The 16,148-nt window shown below is 72.8% G+C and carries 19 protein-coding genes; 11 read left to right on the plus strand and 8 right to left on the minus strand.

Annotated features, from left to right (window positions below; all coding sequences use genetic code 11):
• Positions 1-24 precede the first annotated feature (24 nt).
• The 4 genes from pstS to FHX31_RS00275 form a co-directional block, all read right to left on the minus strand.
• Entirely contained in the window at positions 25-1,128 is a 1,104-nt protein-coding gene (gene pstS / locus FHX31_RS00260) for a phosphate ABC transporter substrate-binding protein PstS (protein ID WP_013288826.1), read from the minus strand.
• A gap of 233 nt (positions 1,129-1,361) precedes the next feature.
• Positions 1,362-2,333 carry a mycothiol synthase gene (mshD, locus tag FHX31_RS00265; RefSeq protein ID WP_123110807.1) on the minus strand — a complete coding sequence of 324 codons (972 nt, stop codon included), beginning with the start codon at positions 2,331-2,333 and terminating at the stop codon, positions 1,362-1,364.
• A gap of 67 nt (positions 2,334-2,400) precedes the next feature.
• Positions 2,401-3,255: a polysaccharide deacetylase family protein gene (locus tag FHX31_RS00270; protein WP_184977726.1), complete on the minus strand. Its 855-nt coding sequence runs from the start codon at positions 3,253-3,255 to the stop codon at positions 2,401-2,403.
• A 150-nt stretch (positions 3,256-3,405) separates the two neighbouring features.
• A complete protein-coding gene (locus FHX31_RS00275) occupies positions 3,406-4,125 on the minus strand; it encodes a winged helix-turn-helix transcriptional regulator (RefSeq protein ID WP_176739763.1) in 720 nt (239 codons plus the stop codon).
• A gap of 245 nt (positions 4,126-4,370) precedes the next feature.
• On the opposite strand from FHX31_RS00275, the gene FHX31_RS00280 reads away from it, so the two are divergent.
• From FHX31_RS00280 to FHX31_RS00305, 7 genes are all read left to right on the plus strand, one after another.
• A complete protein-coding gene (locus FHX31_RS00280; RefSeq protein ID WP_013288822.1) occupies positions 4,371-5,420 on the plus strand; it encodes a hypothetical protein in 1,050 nt (349 codons plus the stop codon).
• Between the two features lie 79 nt (positions 5,421-5,499).
• The gene (locus tag FHX31_RS00285; protein ID WP_013288821.1) at positions 5,500-6,282 is read left to right on the plus strand and encodes an LmeA family phospholipid-binding protein; all 783 of its coding nucleotides are present in this window, start codon (positions 5,500-5,502) and stop codon (positions 6,280-6,282) included.
• Positions 6,283-6,377: 95 nt separating this feature from the next.
• On the plus strand, positions 6,378-6,455 hold the full coding sequence (locus FHX31_RS32490; protein WP_311202345.1) for an Ms5788A family Cys-rich leader peptide: 78 nt from the start codon (positions 6,378-6,380) through the stop codon (positions 6,453-6,455).
• Positions 6,456-6,661: 206 nt separating this feature from the next.
• Positions 6,662-7,510, plus strand: coding sequence for a sulfurtransferase (locus tag FHX31_RS00290; protein WP_013475105.1), 849 nt, complete (start codon positions 6,662-6,664; stop codon positions 7,508-7,510).
• A complete protein-coding gene (locus FHX31_RS00295) occupies positions 7,510-7,848 on the plus strand; it encodes a DUF1416 domain-containing protein (protein WP_013288819.1) in 339 nt (112 codons plus the stop codon). Before FHX31_RS00290 ends, FHX31_RS00295 begins: the two co-directional genes overlap by 1 nt.
• Before the next feature lie 129 nt (positions 7,849-7,977).
• Positions 7,978-9,030: a hypothetical protein gene (locus FHX31_RS00300; RefSeq protein ID WP_013475106.1), complete on the plus strand. Its 1,053-nt coding sequence runs from the start codon at positions 7,978-7,980 to the stop codon at positions 9,028-9,030.
• A 54-nt stretch (positions 9,031-9,084) separates the two neighbouring features.
• A complete protein-coding gene (locus tag FHX31_RS00305; RefSeq protein WP_013475107.1) occupies positions 9,085-9,936 on the plus strand; it encodes a hypothetical protein in 852 nt (283 codons plus the stop codon).
• Positions 9,937-9,938: 2 nt separating this feature from the next.
• Here the strand turns inward: FHX31_RS00305 and FHX31_RS00310 are convergent, their stop codons facing one another.
• The 3 genes from FHX31_RS00310 to FHX31_RS00320 all read right to left on the minus strand — a co-directional run bounded on the left by FHX31_RS00310 (position 9,939) and on the right by FHX31_RS00320 (position 12,839).
• Positions 9,939-12,017: an amylo-alpha-1,6-glucosidase gene (locus tag FHX31_RS00310; RefSeq protein ID WP_184974501.1), complete on the minus strand. Its 2,079-nt coding sequence runs from the start codon at positions 12,015-12,017 to the stop codon at positions 9,939-9,941.
• Positions 12,014-12,403, minus strand: a complete 390-nt coding sequence (locus FHX31_RS00315) for an SCP2 sterol-binding domain-containing protein (RefSeq protein WP_121686555.1) — start codon at positions 12,401-12,403, stop codon at positions 12,014-12,016. The genes FHX31_RS00310 and FHX31_RS00315 overlap by 4 nt, the downstream gene beginning before the upstream one ends.
• 73 nt (positions 12,404-12,476) lie before the next feature.
• On the minus strand, positions 12,477-12,839 hold the full coding sequence (locus FHX31_RS00320; protein WP_184974504.1) for a DsrE family protein: 363 nt from the start codon (positions 12,837-12,839) through the stop codon (positions 12,477-12,479).
• A gap of 23 nt (positions 12,840-12,862) precedes the next feature.
• Between FHX31_RS00320 and mtfM the strand changes: the two genes are divergently transcribed.
• Both mtfM and FHX31_RS00325 read left to right on the plus strand, forming a co-directional pair.
• Positions 12,863-12,967 (plus strand): small membrane protein MtfM, encoded by a 105-nt coding sequence (gene mtfM, locus FHX31_RS32495; protein WP_013288813.1) that lies wholly within the window; start codon positions 12,863-12,865, stop codon positions 12,965-12,967.
• Complete coding sequence (locus FHX31_RS00325) at positions 12,933-13,559, plus strand: heme-binding beta-barrel domain-containing protein (RefSeq protein ID WP_049794848.1); 627 nt, start codon at positions 12,933-12,935, stop codon at positions 13,557-13,559. The genes mtfM and FHX31_RS00325 overlap by 35 nt, the downstream gene beginning before the upstream one ends.
• A gap of 74 nt (positions 13,560-13,633) precedes the next feature.
• On the opposite strand, the gene FHX31_RS00330 is transcribed toward FHX31_RS00325, so the two are convergent.
• Positions 13,634-14,497 (minus strand): aminotransferase class IV, encoded by an 864-nt coding sequence (locus FHX31_RS00330; RefSeq protein WP_184974508.1) that lies wholly within the window; start codon positions 14,495-14,497, stop codon positions 13,634-13,636.
• Between the two features lie 92 nt (positions 14,498-14,589).
• Here FHX31_RS00330 and FHX31_RS00335 point away from each other — a divergent pair, with 92 nt between their 5' ends.
• Positions 14,590-14,997 (plus strand): Fur family transcriptional regulator, encoded by a 408-nt coding sequence (locus FHX31_RS00335; protein ID WP_082171454.1) that lies wholly within the window; start codon positions 14,590-14,592, stop codon positions 14,995-14,997.
• A complete protein-coding gene (gene ygfZ, locus FHX31_RS00340; RefSeq protein WP_091330706.1) occupies positions 14,994-16,103 on the plus strand; it encodes a CAF17-like 4Fe-4S cluster assembly/insertion protein YgfZ in 1,110 nt (369 codons plus the stop codon). Before FHX31_RS00335 ends, ygfZ begins: the two co-directional genes overlap by 4 nt.
• Positions 16,104-16,148 lie beyond the last annotated feature (45 nt).

Below are 16,148 nucleotides of genomic sequence, written 5' to 3' on the forward strand. Positions count from 1 at the left end.
GTTGAGGAGGTGTCGGTCAGAGCGTCAGGAGAGGCTCTTGACCGCGGCCTCGACCTTGGTGCGGACGGTCTCGGGCAACGGCGCGTAGCCCAGCTCGACGAGCTCCTTCTGCCCCTCGGCGCTGGCGGCGTGGCCGAGCAGGCCCTTGACCAGCGGCAGCTTGTCGGCGGCGAGGCCCTTGCTGCAGACGATCTCGTAGGTCGCCAGGACGATCGGGTACGCCCCGGCCTCCTTGGTGTTGTAGTCGATCGACATCTTCAGGTCGTTGCCCTGACCCTCGAACTTGGCGCCCGCGATGGTCTTGCCGGCCGAGTCGCCGGTCAGCTCGACGAACTCGCCGTTGCCGTTCTTGATCTTCGCCATCTTCAGGTCGGAGTTCTCGGCGTACGACCACTCGACGTAGCTGATGGTGCCGTCGGTGCTCTTGACCTTGCTGGCCACACCGTCGGACTTGGCCGCGCCGACGCCGCCCGGGGCCTTCCACGCCTTGGAGTTGCCGAGCGTCCAGTCCGCCTCGGCGGTCTTGGAGAGGTACTTGGTGAAGTTGTCGGTGGTGCCCGACTCGTCCGAGCGGTGCACCGCCTGGATCGCGGTCGACGGCAGCTTGGCGTCCGGGTTGTCGGCCTTGATCGCCGCGTCGTCCCACTTGGTCACCTTGCCGGCGAAGATCTTCGCCAGGGTGGCCGGGCTGAACTGGAGGTTGTCCGCGCCGCTGACGTTGTAGACGACGGCGACCGGGCCGATGACCATCGGCAGGTTGAGCGCCTGGCCGCCGGTGCACTTGGCGTCGGCCTGCGGCTGCTCCTCCGGCTTGAGGGCGGAGTCCGAGCCGGCGAAGTCGGCGGTGCCGGCGATGAAGGCCTGGATGCCGGCGCCCGAGCCGCTCGGCTCGTAGTTGATCGTGGTGCCGGCGCACTTCTGCTGGTAAGCCTTGATCCACTCGGCCATGGCGTTCTTCTGGGCGGAGGAGCCCTGCGCGTTCAGCGTGCCCGTCGCGCAGTCCACCGCGGCGGCGGAACCGGAGGCGGAGGCACCGGCCGGCTCGTTGTTGTCCGAGCCGCAGGCGCTGAGACCGAGAACCGCGGTAAGAGCGAGACAGGCGATGGCGCCGTGCCGCTGGAGCTTCACTTGAGGGGTTTCCCTTCACGTCTTTGGTCAGGTCGCCCGGAGTGCCGGGGGCCGGCGCTGACCGGCTGACACGAAAGGTAGGAGGGCCAGGTGGACGGTTCGCCGGACGTAAGTGAACGCGCGGTGAACACGTTCAGCCGACGAGGTGGCCATACGCTGAGGAGGGGTTGTCCATTTCGTGAACTAGCAGCCCGCTATCGCCTTTGTGGCGAATTTCCGGGGCCGGCGAGCGCTCAGCCGAGCTGGTAGTTGACGTGCGCGGACCAGTGCGCGAAGCCCAGCCGCTCGTAGAGCGCCACAGCGGCGGTGTTGCTCTCGTCCACGTAGAGCATCACCCGGTCCAGCCCGCGCTCGTCGCGCAGGTGGGTCAGGCCCGCGGCGGTGAGCACCCGGCCCAGCCCGCCCCGGTGCGCGGACGGGTCGACGCCGAGCACGTAGACCTCGCCGATGCGGGCCGAGCCCTGCTGCTCGTGCACCTTGGTCCAGTGGAAGCCGAGCAGCCGCCCGGTGGCGGAGTCGACGGCGAGCAGGAATCCGGCCCTGTCGAACCACGGCTCGGCGATGCGGACGCGCAGGTCGTCGAGCGTCCACTTGCCCTGCTCCGGGTGCTGGGCGAAGGCGGCGTTGTTCACCGCCAGCCAGGCCTCGTCGTCCTCGCCGGGGCGGAACGCGCGCAGCGTCACACCCTCCGGTACGACCGGTGCCGGCAGCTCGGCGGTGAGCGGACGGCGCATCTGCCAGAGCACCCGCGCCCGGGAGAAGCCCAGGTCGACGGCCAGTGCGGCGGCCGACGGGTGGTCGCCGTGCGCCCAGGCGCGCAGCGGTCCGGACGCGGCGGCCACCACGCCACGGGCCAGCGCCCGGCCGGAGCCACGCCGCCGGTACGCCGGGTGCACGACCATCTCCACGCCGACTCCCTCGGCCGGGGCGGTGGTGTCGAGGTGCGCGTACCCGGTGAGGGTGCCCTCGGTGGTCCGGGCGGTGAGGTGCACGGCGGGCGCCTCGGGGTCGCGCAGCCGCAGCAGCACGTGCTCGTCGAGCGGGTCGGCGCCGTCGGCGTCACCGGCGGCGCGGGCCAGCGCCAGCACCTCGGCGACCTCGTCCGGCGTCAGCCGGTCCGCCCGGTCGATCCCGTCCGGCGTCAGCCGGTCCGCCCGGTCGATCCCGTCGGCCCCGGGACCACTCGTCGGCTCGGTGCTGCTCATCTGAGTCACGGTAGCGGCCGGCGGGCCGCGGTTCCCGTCGGACGACGACGGCGATCGGTGGCGCTCGTCACGGGCTGCCGACGGGCAGCGCCTCCAGCTCGAACCGGGCCAGCAGTTCGGGCAGGAGTTGCTGCAACGCGCTGACGGTGCCGGACCGGTCCCCGCCCGCGTCGTGCATGAGCACGATCGCGCCGGGCCCCATCTGCGAGCGGACCATCGCCTCGATGGTGGTGGCGTCCGGCGCCTTCCAGTCCGACGGGTCCACACTCCAGTGCAGCGGGGTGAGACTCAGGTCGGCGCAGGCCGACATGACGGACGGCGTCCAGGCCCCGCCGGGCTGGCGGTAGTACGCGATCCGCGCGTCGGGCGCGGCGGCCAGGATCGCGTCGTTCGTGCGCAGCAGGTCGGCCCGGATCGTCGCCGGGGATCGCTTGCCCAGGTTGACGTCGTGGTTCCAGGAGTGGTTGCACAGCGTGTGGCCCTCGGCCACGATCGACCGGACCAGGTCCGGGTGGGCCTCGACGTTCTCGCCGACGACGCAGAAGGTCGCCCGTACGCCGTACTGGGCCAGCAGTGCGAGTACCTGCGGTGTCCAGCGGGGGTCGGGGCCGTCGTCGAAGGTGAGCGCGACCTGGGACGAGCCGGTGGCGACCAGGGCGCCGTACGGGCCGTCGCCGCCGGGCTCGACCGGTGCGGCGTCCGGCGCGGCGTCGGGGCTCGGCCGTGGGCTGGCCGTGCCGCCCGGGAAGTCGGTGCTGGGTGGCTGCTCGCCGTAGCGCGGCCCGTTGAGCGTGGTGGCGACTCCGGCGGCCGACGGATGCGGGTCGGGCACCAGGCTGCGGCCCAGCGCGAACGCGGATCCGAGCAGGCCGGCCAGTACGACTGTCACGAGCCCGGCGGCGCGCAGCGTGGAGCCCCGCATCAGCGGCACCGGCCGTTCGTCGCCCCCGTGGTCACCGCACGCACCGTCGCCCCCTTAACCCGACAATTCCGGCAGCCAGAATATGGCTGACTGATCGGGCAAAAAGGGCATATAAGAAAAGTGCCCTCTAGCGGGGTGGGGCGTGGGCGGTCAGACCGGCAGCGGGGCGGGCTCCGGCTCCGGCAGCGAGCGCGACGGCGGGACGACGAACTTGTAGCCCACCTGGCGGACGGTTCCGATCATCGACTCGTACTCCGAGCCGAGCTTGGCGCGCAGCCGCCGCACGTGCACGTCCACCGTCCGGGTGCCGCCGAAGTAGTCGTAGCCCCAGACCTCGCGCAGCAACTGGTCCCGGGTGAACACCCGCCCCGGGTGCTGGGCCAGGAACTTCAACAGCTCGAACTCCTTGTACGTGAGGTCGAGCGGCCGGCCCTTCAGCTTGGCGGCGTACGTGTCCGGGTCGATGTTCAGCTCGCCGGCCCGGATCGAGCCGCCGGCGCCGGCGGTGGCGTTGCTGAGCCGGCCGACCGCGAGCCGCAGCCGGGCCTCCACCTCGGCCGGCCCGGCGCCGGCCAGGATCACGTCGTCGACGCCCCAGTCCGCGTTGAGCGCGATCAGCCCGGCCTCGGTGACGACCGCGACGAGCGGTACGCCGAGCCCGGTGGCGTGCAGCATCCGGCAGGTGGCCCGCGCCTCGCTCAGCTCGGAGCGGGCGTCCACCAGGACGGCGTCCGGGGTCGGGCCGGAGACCAGCGTGCGGACGTCGCGGGGTGCGGTGCGAACCGAGTGCGGCAGCAGGTCGAGTGCCGGCAACACCGCCGACGGCTCACCGGCCCGCGCGGTCACGAGCAGCAGGAGCTCCACGATCACCTCCGTCCCGGCGGCCTTCCGGCCGCGCGCGACCAGCGACACGCCCGGGTGCGGGCGGCACTGTGAACTTGCGTGGGTCCCGGCGTCGTCGACGGGCGGGTAACGGCCTGAGCGTAACCGATGGACCGGCCGTCACCTTCGCGCGATTTACCGTTTGCCCTTTCTGCCCTCGATCGCGGCGCAGGTTTTAACGTCGTCGAAACCGGGACCTCCGCCGAGCCGCCCGGGTCTGGCACGATCGGGGCGTGTTTCCCTCCACCTCGCGCGACACCGGTCGTGAACCGTGGGCCGACGACCCGTCCGCCGGGCCGTCCGGCCCCGCCCGTGGCTACCCGCCCGCCCCGCGTACCGGCCCCGCCGACGAGGAGGGCGAGCGGCCGGAGCGCAAGGGCCCGCGCCGGCTGCGCAAGGGCGGTCCCGGCCGGCGTCCCGACGACGAGTCCGACGAGGAGCCCGAGGAGGAGGTGCCTCCGGTCCCGGTCCGCCGCCCCCTGGCGCTCACCGTCGCCGGCTTCGCCGCGCTGCTCGGCGTCGGCCTGGTGCTCGGCGCGCAGACCTCGGGCCCCGGGCACCGGCTTCCGTTCGCGGCGATCATCTTCGGCGTCCAGCTCCTGTTCGTGCTGGCCTGGACGATGGCCATGCGACCGCCCGCACTGCTCGTCGTCGCGCTCGTCAGCGCCGCGACGGCGGTGATCGCCGACGTCGCCGCCGTGCAGTCGGACATCGCCGGCCTGGCCCCGCTCGGCTACGCCGCCGCAGCCGGGCTCCTGCTGGCCGTGCTGGGGCAGCTCGTGCGGCGGGTGGACCGGGTCCGGGTGACCGACTCGCTCGGCGGCACCCTGCTGATCGTCGTGGGCGTGGTCGCCTTCGCCACGCTCATCGTGCTCAGCCGGATCCCCAAGGGCACCCAGGCGATCACGGTCTGCCTCACCGCCGCCGGGGTGGCGCTGCTCGTCGCCCGGCTCACCGACGCGGTCGCGCCGTGGCCACGGCTCGCCCCGCAGGTGCCGCGCGGCGCGACGGGCGTGGTCGCCGGCGCCATGATCGGCACCCTCACCAGTGCCGTGCTCGGCAGCTACCTGGTCGGTTTCACCCCGACCAGCGCCGCCCTGGTCGGGGTGGTGAGCGCGGCCACCGCCGTCCTGGCCGACCTCGCGGTGGGGTACGCCGAGGCGGGCCGCCTGATGGCCGGCGAACCGCCGACGATGTGGGTGGCCCGGCACATGCAGGGACCGCTGGGCGGGTTCGCGCTGGCCGCGCCCGCCGCGTACGCCATGTGCGTGCTGTTCCTGTGACGCGGTTGGGGAGGATTCGCCTCGGGTAAGTACGGTTGCGCCGCGAGGCGCGGTGACGGCGGCGAGGACTGGAGGCGGCGTGGCAGAGGCGTATCCGGCGGAGGGCCGACCCCGGCGACGGGGCCGGAAGGTGCTGATCGGCTTCCTCGTCCTGCTGCTGGTGCTGGCCGGGCTGCTCGTGGTCGCCGACCGGGTGGCCGCCGGCGTGGCCGAGCGCGCCATCGCCGACCAGGTCCGGCAGGAGATCGCCAAGCAGGACGCGCAGTCCGCCGCGCCGCAGGTCGAGGTGGGTGGCTTCCCGTTCCTCACCCAGGTGCTCGACGGCCGGTACGAGCGCATCTCGATCCAGCTCACCGACGTGCGCGGCGACGTGCAGGGCGACGCGGTCGAGGTGCCGAAGCTCGACGTGGACGCGCGCAACGTGACCGCCTCGCTGGACACGCTGCGCTCCGGCCGGGGCGACGTGGTGGCCGAGAGCGTCGACGGGCGGGGCACCGTCACCTACGAGAGCCTGGCCAAGCTGCTGGACCGGCCCGGGCTGACGCTGGGCGAGCGCAACGGCAAGCTCGCCGTCACCGCGCCGGTGGACGTCCTCGGCATCAAGCTCACCGTCAACGGCACCGCCGACGTCACGGTGGCCGGCAACAAGGTGGCGCTGCGCTTCAACGACCTCACCGCCGAGGGCCTGCCGAACGTGCCGCTGGCGCGGGCCGCGCTGACCCGGTATGCGCAGGGCATCTCGATCGACGTGCCGCTGCCGGAGCTGCCGTTCCAGCTCAACCTGCGCAAGGTGGAGCCGAAGCCGGAGGGCCTGGTGGTCACGGCGGACGCGGCGAACGTGCCCATCAATTCAGCCGGCTGAAAGCCGCACACGGCCGGTCCGGGGAGCGGGCCTGCCGTCCCGGATGCTGGTCGGCCTGGTGGCAGCTGTCGCCTCGGCTGGTAATCTCCCTGCCCATGGGGACCCTCCTCACCAAACGGCGCGCGGTCGACCTGTGCCGCGTGGCCACCTGCCTGTGTCGCCCCGTCATCTGACGGCGGGGCTGTCTCCGGCCGCCTGAACGGCGGCCACCCAGGGTCCACGAACCTTTCCCGGTTCCCCCTCCTCAACGCCCGGCAGCGGCGCCGTCGCACGTACCCGTGATCCGTTCCTAGCTCAGGGTCCGCGTGTGGTGCGACAACCATCGACATCGATCTCCACGCGCAGGCTCACCAAACCATCCTCACCAGGGAGTGATCTGATGAGTCGCGACACCGCACTCGTCTCGGCCGAGTGGGCCGAGAAGAACCTCGGCGCCCCGGGCGTCGTCTTCGTCGAGGTCGACGAGGACACCTCGGCCTACGACACCGGGCACATCGCCGGCGCCGTCAAGCTCGACTGGCGCACCGACCTGCAGGACCAGGTCCGCCGGGACTTCGTCAACAAGAGCCAGTTCGAGGCGCTGCTGTCCGACCGGGGCATCGCCAACGACGACACCGTGATCCTGTACGGCGGCAACAACAACTGGTTCGCCGCGTACGCGTACTGGTACTTCAAGCTCTACGGCCACGGCGACGTGAAGCTGCTCGACGGCGGCCGCAAGAAGTGGGAGCTGGACGCCCGTCCGCTCGTCACCGACGTGGTGGAGCGGCCGAAGACGCAGTACGTCGCGCAGGAGCCGGACACCTCGATCCGCGCGTTCCGCGACGAGGTGGTCGACGCGATCGGCACCAAGAACCTGGTCGACGTGCGCAGCCCCGACGAGTTCGCCGGCCGGCTGCTCGCCCCCGCCCACCTGCCGCAGGAGCAGGCGCAGCGGGCCGGCCACATCCCGACCGCGATCAGCGTCCCGTGGTCCAAGGCGGCCAACGAGGACGGCACGTTCAAGTCCGACGACGAGCTGCGCAAGATCTACGCCGACGCCGGGCTGGACGACGGCAAGGAGACGATCGCGTACTGCCGGATCGGCGAGCGCTCCTCGCACAGCTGGTTCGTGCTCCAGGAGCTGCTCGGGCACCGCAACGTGAAGAACTACGACGGTTCCTGGACCGAGTACGGCTCGCTCGTCGGCGTGCCGGTGGCGCTCGGCGACGAGCCCGGGGAGGCCTGATGACCGCCGCCTCCGCCGCCTCGACGGCTGCCGCCGGCTGCGCCGCGCCGGACCAGTCCGCCCCCCTCCCGGCGAGCCTGGACCTGGAGAAGGAGACCGTCATCACCGGCCGCGTGCTGGCCGAGTCCGGTGAGGTCGTGCCGGGCGCGTACGTGCGCCTGCTCGACTCGACGGGCGAGTTCACCGCCGAGGTGGTGACGTCGGCGGCCGGACAGTTCCGGTTCTTCGCCGCGCCGGGCTCCTGGACTCTGCGCGCGCTGTCCCGCCACGGCAACGGCGACACCGCCGTGTCCGCGGCCCGCGGGATCAACGAGGTGACCGTCTCGGTCGCCGCCTGACCCACGCTCTGATCGTGGCCCGCCGCCCACCCGGGTGGCGGGCCACGAGCCGTTCCGGCGACTGTGCGGCTCGCCCGTGGCTGGCAGGCTGGACGGCGGTGCGCCCCGGACGCGCCGGAGGGGGATCAGGTGCTCGACGACGCCGCTGCCCACGCCCGCCGCTATCTGATCGACTTCATCGACGGCAACCGGGGCGAGGAGGTCGTCCGCGAACTCCAGCGCACCGACGCGTCCGGCCGGCGGCGCCCGTTCGACGTCTCGGTGGCCAGCCTCGACACCGATCTGTCGTTCCTCACCAAGCGGGCCACGCTCGTCACGGCCAAGCTGGTCCTGTCCCAGCCGGGCGGCGAGCACTGCTACCTCGCCCACCGGGAGATCTGCAAGGTGTGCGGCGAGGACCCGGACCGCTGCGGCCGGGACTGCCGGTACGGGGACATCCGGATCGACGAGCTCTTCGCCGAGTGCGACGACCTGGGCCGCCTCGGCGCGTACCTGCGGGACTGCGCGCCGCTGCTGGAGTTGGGCCAGCTCGTCTACTTCCCGCAGACCTTCCGCCGCAGCCACCTGGAGTCGCGCGCGCCGGACGCACAGTCCACCTCGTCGCTGTTCGACACATCAGGCCGGATCGAGCTGGGCGACAACCCGGACCGCACGCTCGACCTGATCGTCAAGGGGCATCGGGTCGTCGACGTGCCGAGCGGGGATCCGGTGAAGGCGCGGCTGGTCACCCCGCTGCTCCAGCTCGACCTGCCGATGCTGGAGGGCACGTCGCTGCGGGACTACTGCGCCATCCTGACCCAGGAGGGCGACGCGCTCGCCGCGACCCAGGCGTACCTGCGAGGCCGGATGCTGGAGGTCGACACCGACCCGGACCGCGCGCTGGTACAGCTCGTGAAGCTCGACGCGGAGATCCAGGAGGGGGTGCGGGCGGCCCGGGCCGAGGTCGCCCGGGTGGCCCGGCGCTCGGCCGTGCAGGCCACAGGGGCGGCGGTGGCGACTGTCGCGGCGACGCTGGTGGCGGTCGAGGGCACCCATCTGGCGCCGGTGCTCGGCATGCTGGGCGCGGGCGGGTTCTTCTCCGCCGTGCTCGCCGCCGACCAGTACGCCGACCGTCGCGGCGAGCTGCGACAGCGCCCCTTCTACCTGCTGTGGCTGCTGTCCCGCCGGTCGGAGCCGGTCTGAGCGAGGTGCCGAGGCGCGGCCGGGCGGCTCGCCCGTCCGTGACACCATGGCCGGGTGACTGCCGTCGAGACGGGCTACGCCCCGCCCACCCCGCCCGGCCGGCCCGGCCCCGGCGGCCGACGCCGGCTGCGCTGGCTGACGGTCGCCACCGTGGTGTGGGCCGTGCTGCTCGCGGGTCTGACCTGGTGGTCGGTGCGCACCGACGCGCCGACGGTGAAGGAGCAGCGGTCGCTGGACCAGGCCGGCCCGGTGGTGGACCGGGCGATCGGCGAGCTGACCGCCGCGGTCGGCGCCGCGGGCGTACCGGCGCTCCTGCCGGACCGGCTGGAGCGCGGCTGCCGGATCACGCCGATGGACGACGGCGCGACGCTGGAGCGCGGCGTCGAGGTGGCGATCGGCGGCGACGACGTACGCGAGGTGCTGCGCGGCATCGCCGACCGGCTGCCGTCGGGCTGGCGGGCCGGCGTGTCGACGCTCGACGGCGAACCGCTGCTGCGCGCCGACGCGGGCGATTTCGTCGCGGTCGAGGGCCGGGCCGGTGGCCCGGGCCGGGTGCTGCTCACCGCCGACACCGGTTGCCGCCCGGCGGGCTCCGGCTACCGGGCCCCGTCCGCCGACGCCGCCGCCGAGTCGGCCGTGCTGGCGTCGGCGCTGGGCCGGTGGGGCGGCGCGACCGGGCCGGTCCAGGTGCTGGCCGCGCCGTGCCCGGGTGGCGGGACCGCCCGCACGGCCCGGTCCGAGGCCGCAGTGCCGGCCGACCAGTCGCTGGCCGCCGCGTTCGGCGTCGGCGCCGCGCCGGTGGTGGACTCGGCCGACGCGTACGCACGCCCGGGCGACCCGGCGGTGCTGGCGCTGCGGGCCGGTGAGCGGGTCCGGGTGGCGGTCACCACGCCCTGCCGGGCCTGACGTCAGCCGCCGGGCAGGGTGAGCGCCGGTGGCGACGGCTGTTCCTCGTGCGGCTCCCGGCTGCGGCCCAGCGCGTCCACCCGGCCCCAGCGGCCCGGGATGTCGAGCAGTTCCACCCGGCCCATCCCGGGTGGCACGGCCGGGTCGATGATCAGGTGATCGCCCTGCGGTTCCAGTCCCAGGATCACCCGTAGCAGCAGCAGCGGCGTGCCGGCGGACCACGCCTGCGGGCTGCACGCCGTGGGGTACTCCACCGGGTAGTCGGTGAGGCCGCGCTCGTAGCCGGCGAACACCTCGGGCAGCCGCCCGCCGAAGTAGTGCGACGCGCTGAGCAGAGCGTCGCAGATCCGGCCGGCCTGCTGGCGGAAGCCGTACCGCCACAGGCCCCAGGCGATGATCGAGTTGTCGAACGGCCACACCGTTCCCACGTGGTAGCCGACCGGGTTGTACCGGCCCTGGTCGTCGGCGAGGGTCCGCACACCCCACCCGGAGAACAGGCGTGGGCCGAGCAGATGGGCGGCGACGGCGGGGGCGCGGGCCTCGTCGACGATGCCGCTCCACAGCAGGTGACCGATGTTGGAGGTGAGCGCGTCCACCTGGCGGCCCAGCGGGTCGAGCGCCAGCGCGTAGTACTCGCGGTCCGCGATCCAGAAGTCGCGGTTGAACCGTTCCTTCAGCGCCGCCGCCTCGTGTTCCAGCCGGTCGGCGTACGTCGGGTCGTTCCAGTACGTGCGGGCCAGACGGGCGCCGCGCAGCTTCGCGTCGTACGCGTACCCCTGGAGTTCGCACGTGGCCCGGGGGAACTCGGGCATCCGCCCGTCGGCGTAGGAGATGGCGTCCGGCGAGTCCTTCCAGCACTGGTTCGGCAGGCCGGTCTCCGGGTTCCGCGACATGTACCAGACGTAACCGGTGCCGAGCAGGTCGCCGTACGTGTCCAGCCAGGTCAGCGCCGCCCGCGTCTCGTGCTCCAGCTTGCGCACCAGGTCGGCGTCGCCGGTCCACCGCTCGTACTCGTCGAGCAGGATCACGAACAGCGCCGTGGTGTCGGCGGCGCCGTAGTACGGCGAGTGCGGCTGCTCCTCGAAGCCGGCGGTCTCGCCGTAGCGCAGCTCGTGCAGGATCTTGCCGGGCTCCTCGTCCCGGAAGTCGTCGACCCGGCTGCCCTGGAGTCCGGCGAGCATGACGATCGTGGGCTTGACCAGCTCGGGCAGGAACGGCAGCACCTGGAGCGAGGTGAAGATGCTGTCCCGGCCGAACAGTGTCATGAACCAGGGCAGGCCGGCGGCGAGCAGCCGGACGCCGAGCGTGATCGACTCGTACCGGAGGGCGGCCAGGTCGTTGAGGCTGCGCCGGTACGCCCCGGCCAGCGGCTCGCAGTCGCAGCCCAGCTTCGGCGCGCGGCTGATCAGCTCGCTCTGCTCCGCCTCGATGTCGGCCGCCGTGCGCTGGCCGCCCAGCGGCAGGATGGCCCGGATGTCCTCGCCCCGGGCGCCGTAGATGACCGTGTCGACGTGCAGCCGGTTGGTCCACTCGCCGTGCGGGCCGACCCGGACCCGGAACGTCATCCCGCTCTCGTCGACCTCGGCCGGCGCGCTGCTGGTCACCAGCGTCTCGCGGTGGAACGCCTGCCGGCGGTAGGTCAGCCGCAGCGCGTTCGTCTCCACCGTGGGCAGCGTGTGTCCCTTCTTGTCGCGCTGGTTCTTGATCTCCAGGAGGTCGGCGAAGTCGGACCCGATCTCCAGCCGGAGCCGGAACTCCGTCTCCTGCTCGGAGTGGTTGAGCAGGGTCAGTTCCTCGTCCAGGCTGCCGCCGATCGCGCGGCTGCGGATGACCGAGACCTTCGCGTCCAGGTAGTGCGTCGGCTCGCCGGGGACCAGGAAGAACCGCGTCTTGTACGACAGCGAGTCGTCGATGGAGAGCGCGTGCAGGGGTTCCCCGTCGAGGGTGAGGATCCAGGTGGACAGGAACCGGGTGTCGAAGGAGAACAGCCCGGTGGGGAAGTCGTACGACGGCTGGATGTTGCCGCGATCGTCGCTGACCAGGAACGTGTTGCCGTCGAGGATGCTGACCCGGTCCTTCACGCCAGCCGCCGGACGTGTTCGCGGGCGGCGTCCCGCGGATCCCGTACGTCGGGCCGGGCCGGCAGGAACCGGCGGAACGCCAGGAACAGCACGACGTGCCCGCTGAACGTGGCCTCGTTGCGCAGCACCGCGGCCATGCCGGCCTCCCGGCCGGTGACCAGTTTCTCGAACAGTTCGCTGGAGAGCGTGAGCACGCCGTCGGCCTGCCGCTGCTCCTCCTGGGTCACCTGGGCCGATCCGGGGGCCAGCGTCACGTACCAGTGTTCGGTGCGGTTGCCGTCGGCCAGGTCGATCTGGAGCGTGCCGCCGATCGGGCTGTTCAGCACTGACGCGGCGCGCGCCGGCAGCGACGCGAAGAACTGTCGGATGGCCTCACTCACGTTCACATGGTAGGCGCAATCCAGACATGTCGGGCCAGGATCGGCGCACCGGGCAGAGTGGACAGCCCGTGCGGGTTGCTCAGTAGACCAGCGCCTGCGCGCCGTCGGCCATCGCTTCCTCGACGAACACCGCGGCACCCGCGATGCGTACGCCGGGGATGACGTCGCCCGGGCCGATGTCCCGCCGGGCCGCGCACTGGGTGCAGGCGGTCACCCGGCCCGTGGTCAGGACCACGTGCAGCAGTTCGCCGAGCGGCGCGGAGTGCGGCAGCTCGAACGTCTCCGCCCGCCCGGGGAGCGCGAACCAGGTGGACTCGCCGGTGAGCCAGAGCGACACGTCCACCCCGGCCGCGGCTGCGGTGGAGGCGACTGTGAACGCCTGTGCGCAGCGTTCCGGGGAGTCCGCGCCGGCGGTGGCCTTGACGACGAGAGTGCGCGCCATGACGCCAGCATAGGATGGCCCGGATGGTTACCGAGATCGGGTTCGTCAGCCTGCTGGTCGCCGGCCTGGGCGCGCTCGCCGGTGGCCTGGTCTATGTCGCAGTGCGAATCGCTAGAGGTAAGTGGTGAATCTGTGAGTGAGAATCCGCTTCAGCCGCCGTGGTTGAACGCGCCGCCGGTCGACCCGTACCCGTACGAGGAGAGCCACGACCTGCGCGTCGGCCCGAAGCTGCACCCGAGCCTGGACGGCCTGCTGCCGTACATCGGGGTCTGGCGCGGCCGGGGCCGGGGTGGGTTCCCGACGATCGAGGACTTCGACTACGCGCAGGAGATCCGGATCAGCCACGACGGCCGGCCGTTCCTGTTCTACGAGTCCCGGGCGTGGATCCTGGACGAGCAGAGCCGCCCGGTCCGTCCCGCCGGCCGTGAGGTGGGCTGGTGGCGTCCGGTGCTCGACGGTGAGCGGGTGACCGACGAGCTGGAGGCGCTGATGACCACGCCGACCGGCGTGATGGAGCTGCACATCGGCAAGCGCAAGGGCACCCAGATCGAGTTCGCCACCGACGCGGTCGTGCGTACCGCCACGGCGAAGGAGGTCACCGCCGGTGCCCGGCTGTTCGGCATCGTCGAGGGCGCCCTGCTCTACGCGCAGGAGATGGCCGCCGTGGGCCACCCTCTGAGCCCGCACCTCTCCGCCCGCCTGACCCGGGTGGCCGGCTGACGTTCCCTTCCTCGCTCCGGCGATCATGAAGTTGGCGGCGATCCTTGCCCGATTTGTCGCCGCCAACTTCATGATCAACGGGGTGGGGGTGGGGGTGGGGGGAAGTCCAGGAGGGTCTGGATGGGCTGGGTTAGGGGGGAACTCGGGCGGGGGGTGCCGTTCAAGGCCGTGACCTCTGCCGGGCCGCGCAGCGAGCTGGTCAGCCAGATCGCCTCGGCCTCGTGCAGGTCGGCGACGGTGGGCAGGTGCTCGTCTGCGGTCAGGCCCAGCTCTCCGGCGCGTTCCAGCAGATGGCCGGCGGTCACGCCGGGCAGGATTCCGGTCGGTGCCGCCGGCACCGTGAGGAGACGGCCGCCACTCAGCCACACCACGTTCGCGGTGGGCCCCTCCAACACGTAGCCGTCGGTCGAGACCCAGAGCACGTCGTCCACGCCCGTCCGCTGCGCCCACCGCCGGGCGGCGGTGCTGAGCGCGTACGAGGTGGACTTCACGCCGCTCGGCAGCCACCCCAGTTCCGGGCGGGACCGGGCGGCCACCCCGAGCGGCAGCGTGGCCACAGTCACCCCGTCCCGCCGGGCCAGTCGGGCGGACGCAGGCACCTCGCCGAGCGTCGCGTACACCGTGGGCGGCCCACCGCCCTCCGGTCCCCGCGTACAGACCAGCCGCAACGCGCCCTCGGTCCGGGCGGGCCAGCCGGCGCACACCGCGTCCAGCAGCTCGACGAGCGCGGCATCAGGGGGCAGCGGCAGGTCGATCGCCGCCGCACCGGCCCGCAGCCGGGCCAGATGGGCGTCGCGCAGCCAGGGGCGGCCGTCGCGCAGGTGCAGCGTCTCGAACAGGCCGTCGCCGTGCAGGACGCCCCGGTCGTCGCCGCGCAGCACCGGCTCACCGGCCGGTACGAGCCCCCGGCCGAGCACCGCCACCCGTGTCGTACCCACTGGCGCAGCGTAGTGGCGTACCCCCGGCGGCGGACCGGCCGGCGCGGCGGCCGAACTATGATCGAAGGGTGTCCGAATCCTCCCTCGCGGAAATGCTCCGCTCGCGCGGGCTGCGGCTGACGGCGCAGCGGCAGCTGGTGCTCCAGGCCGTCCTGGATCTGGGGCACGCCACCCCGGAGCAGGTGCACACAGCGGTCCGCGAGGTCGCGGCCGGAGTCAACATCACCACCATCTACCGCACGCTGGAGCTGCTGGAACGGCTCGGCCTGGTGACGCACACGCACCTGTCGCACGGTTCGCCGACCTACCACGCGGCGGGTGAGCACCAGCACGTGCACCTGGTGTGCCGGGAGTGCGGGGCGATCGACGAGATCTCCCCGGAGATGCTCCGCCCGCTCGCCGACCAGCTGGACGAGCAGCGCGGGTTCAAGGTCGACATCGGGCATGTCGCGCTCTTCGGGGTCTGCGGCCGCTGCGCACAGAACGGGGAACGCACATGATCGACATCGCGGGCGCGGTGACCACCGACGCCATCGACGACCAGACCCGGGACCAGCCGGAACCGGCCCACCGGGCGGCGGGCGTCGGCCCGGTGGCCGCCCACTACGGCGACCCGATGCGCGAGCAGCGGCTCCTGGCCACCGGCGTGGGCCTGGTCGACCGCTCGCACCGGGGCGTGGTCGCGGTGCCCGGCGAGGAGCGGATCGGCTGGCTGCACACGCTCACCAGCCAGCACCTGGCCGCGCTGGCGCCGTGGCAGGGCACCGAACTGCTGGTGCTCTCCCCGCACGGGCACGTCGAGCAGCACGCGATGGTCGCCGACGACGGCGAGACCACCTGGCTCGACACCGAGCCGGGGATGACCGAGGGCCTCCTGTCATACCTGGAGAAGATGCGGTTCTTCAGCAAGGTCGACCCGCGCGACGCCACCGCCGACCACGCGCTGCTGTCGCTCGTCGGGCCGGAGGCGCCCGGCGCGCTCGACACGCTCGGCGTCACCGGGCTGGCCGCTCCCGACGTGGCAGCGGTGCCGGGTCCGAAGTTCCGTTCCGGCGAGCTGCCCGCGCGGCCGTCAGCGGTGTACGACGTCAAGCCGCTGCCGGTCGGCGGCTGGGCCCGGCGGGTGGCGCTCGGCGTCGACCTGCTCGTGCCGCGGGCGGCCATGGACGAGGTGGTGGCGGAGCTGCGCGGCGCCGGGGTGCCGGTGGCCGGGCTGTGGGCGTACGAGGCGATCCGGGTGGCCGCCAAGCAGGCCCGGGCCGGCGTGGACACCGACCACCGGACGATCCCGGCCGAGGTGGACCTGATCGCTCCGGCCGTGCACCTGGACAAGGGCTGCTACCGGGGGCAGGAGACGGTCGCCCGGGTGCACAACCTGGGCAAGCCGCCCCGCCGGCTCGTCCTGCTGCACCTGGACGGCGTGGCGAGCGACCAGCCGCCCGTCGCCGGTACGCCGGTGACGCTCGACGGCCGGACGGTCGGCTTCGTGGGCACCGCCGTGCAGCACTACGAGTTGGGTCAGGTGGCGCTCGCCGTGCTGAAGCGCAACACGCCCGACGACGCCCGACTGCTCGTGGGCGAGAGCGCCGCCGCCATCGACGTGTAAGGAAGGGCCCCCTATTAACGCCTCCGGTAGAGGAAAGGTCCCTTC

Source organism: Micromonospora sp. CNZ286, from assembly GCF_014207755.1.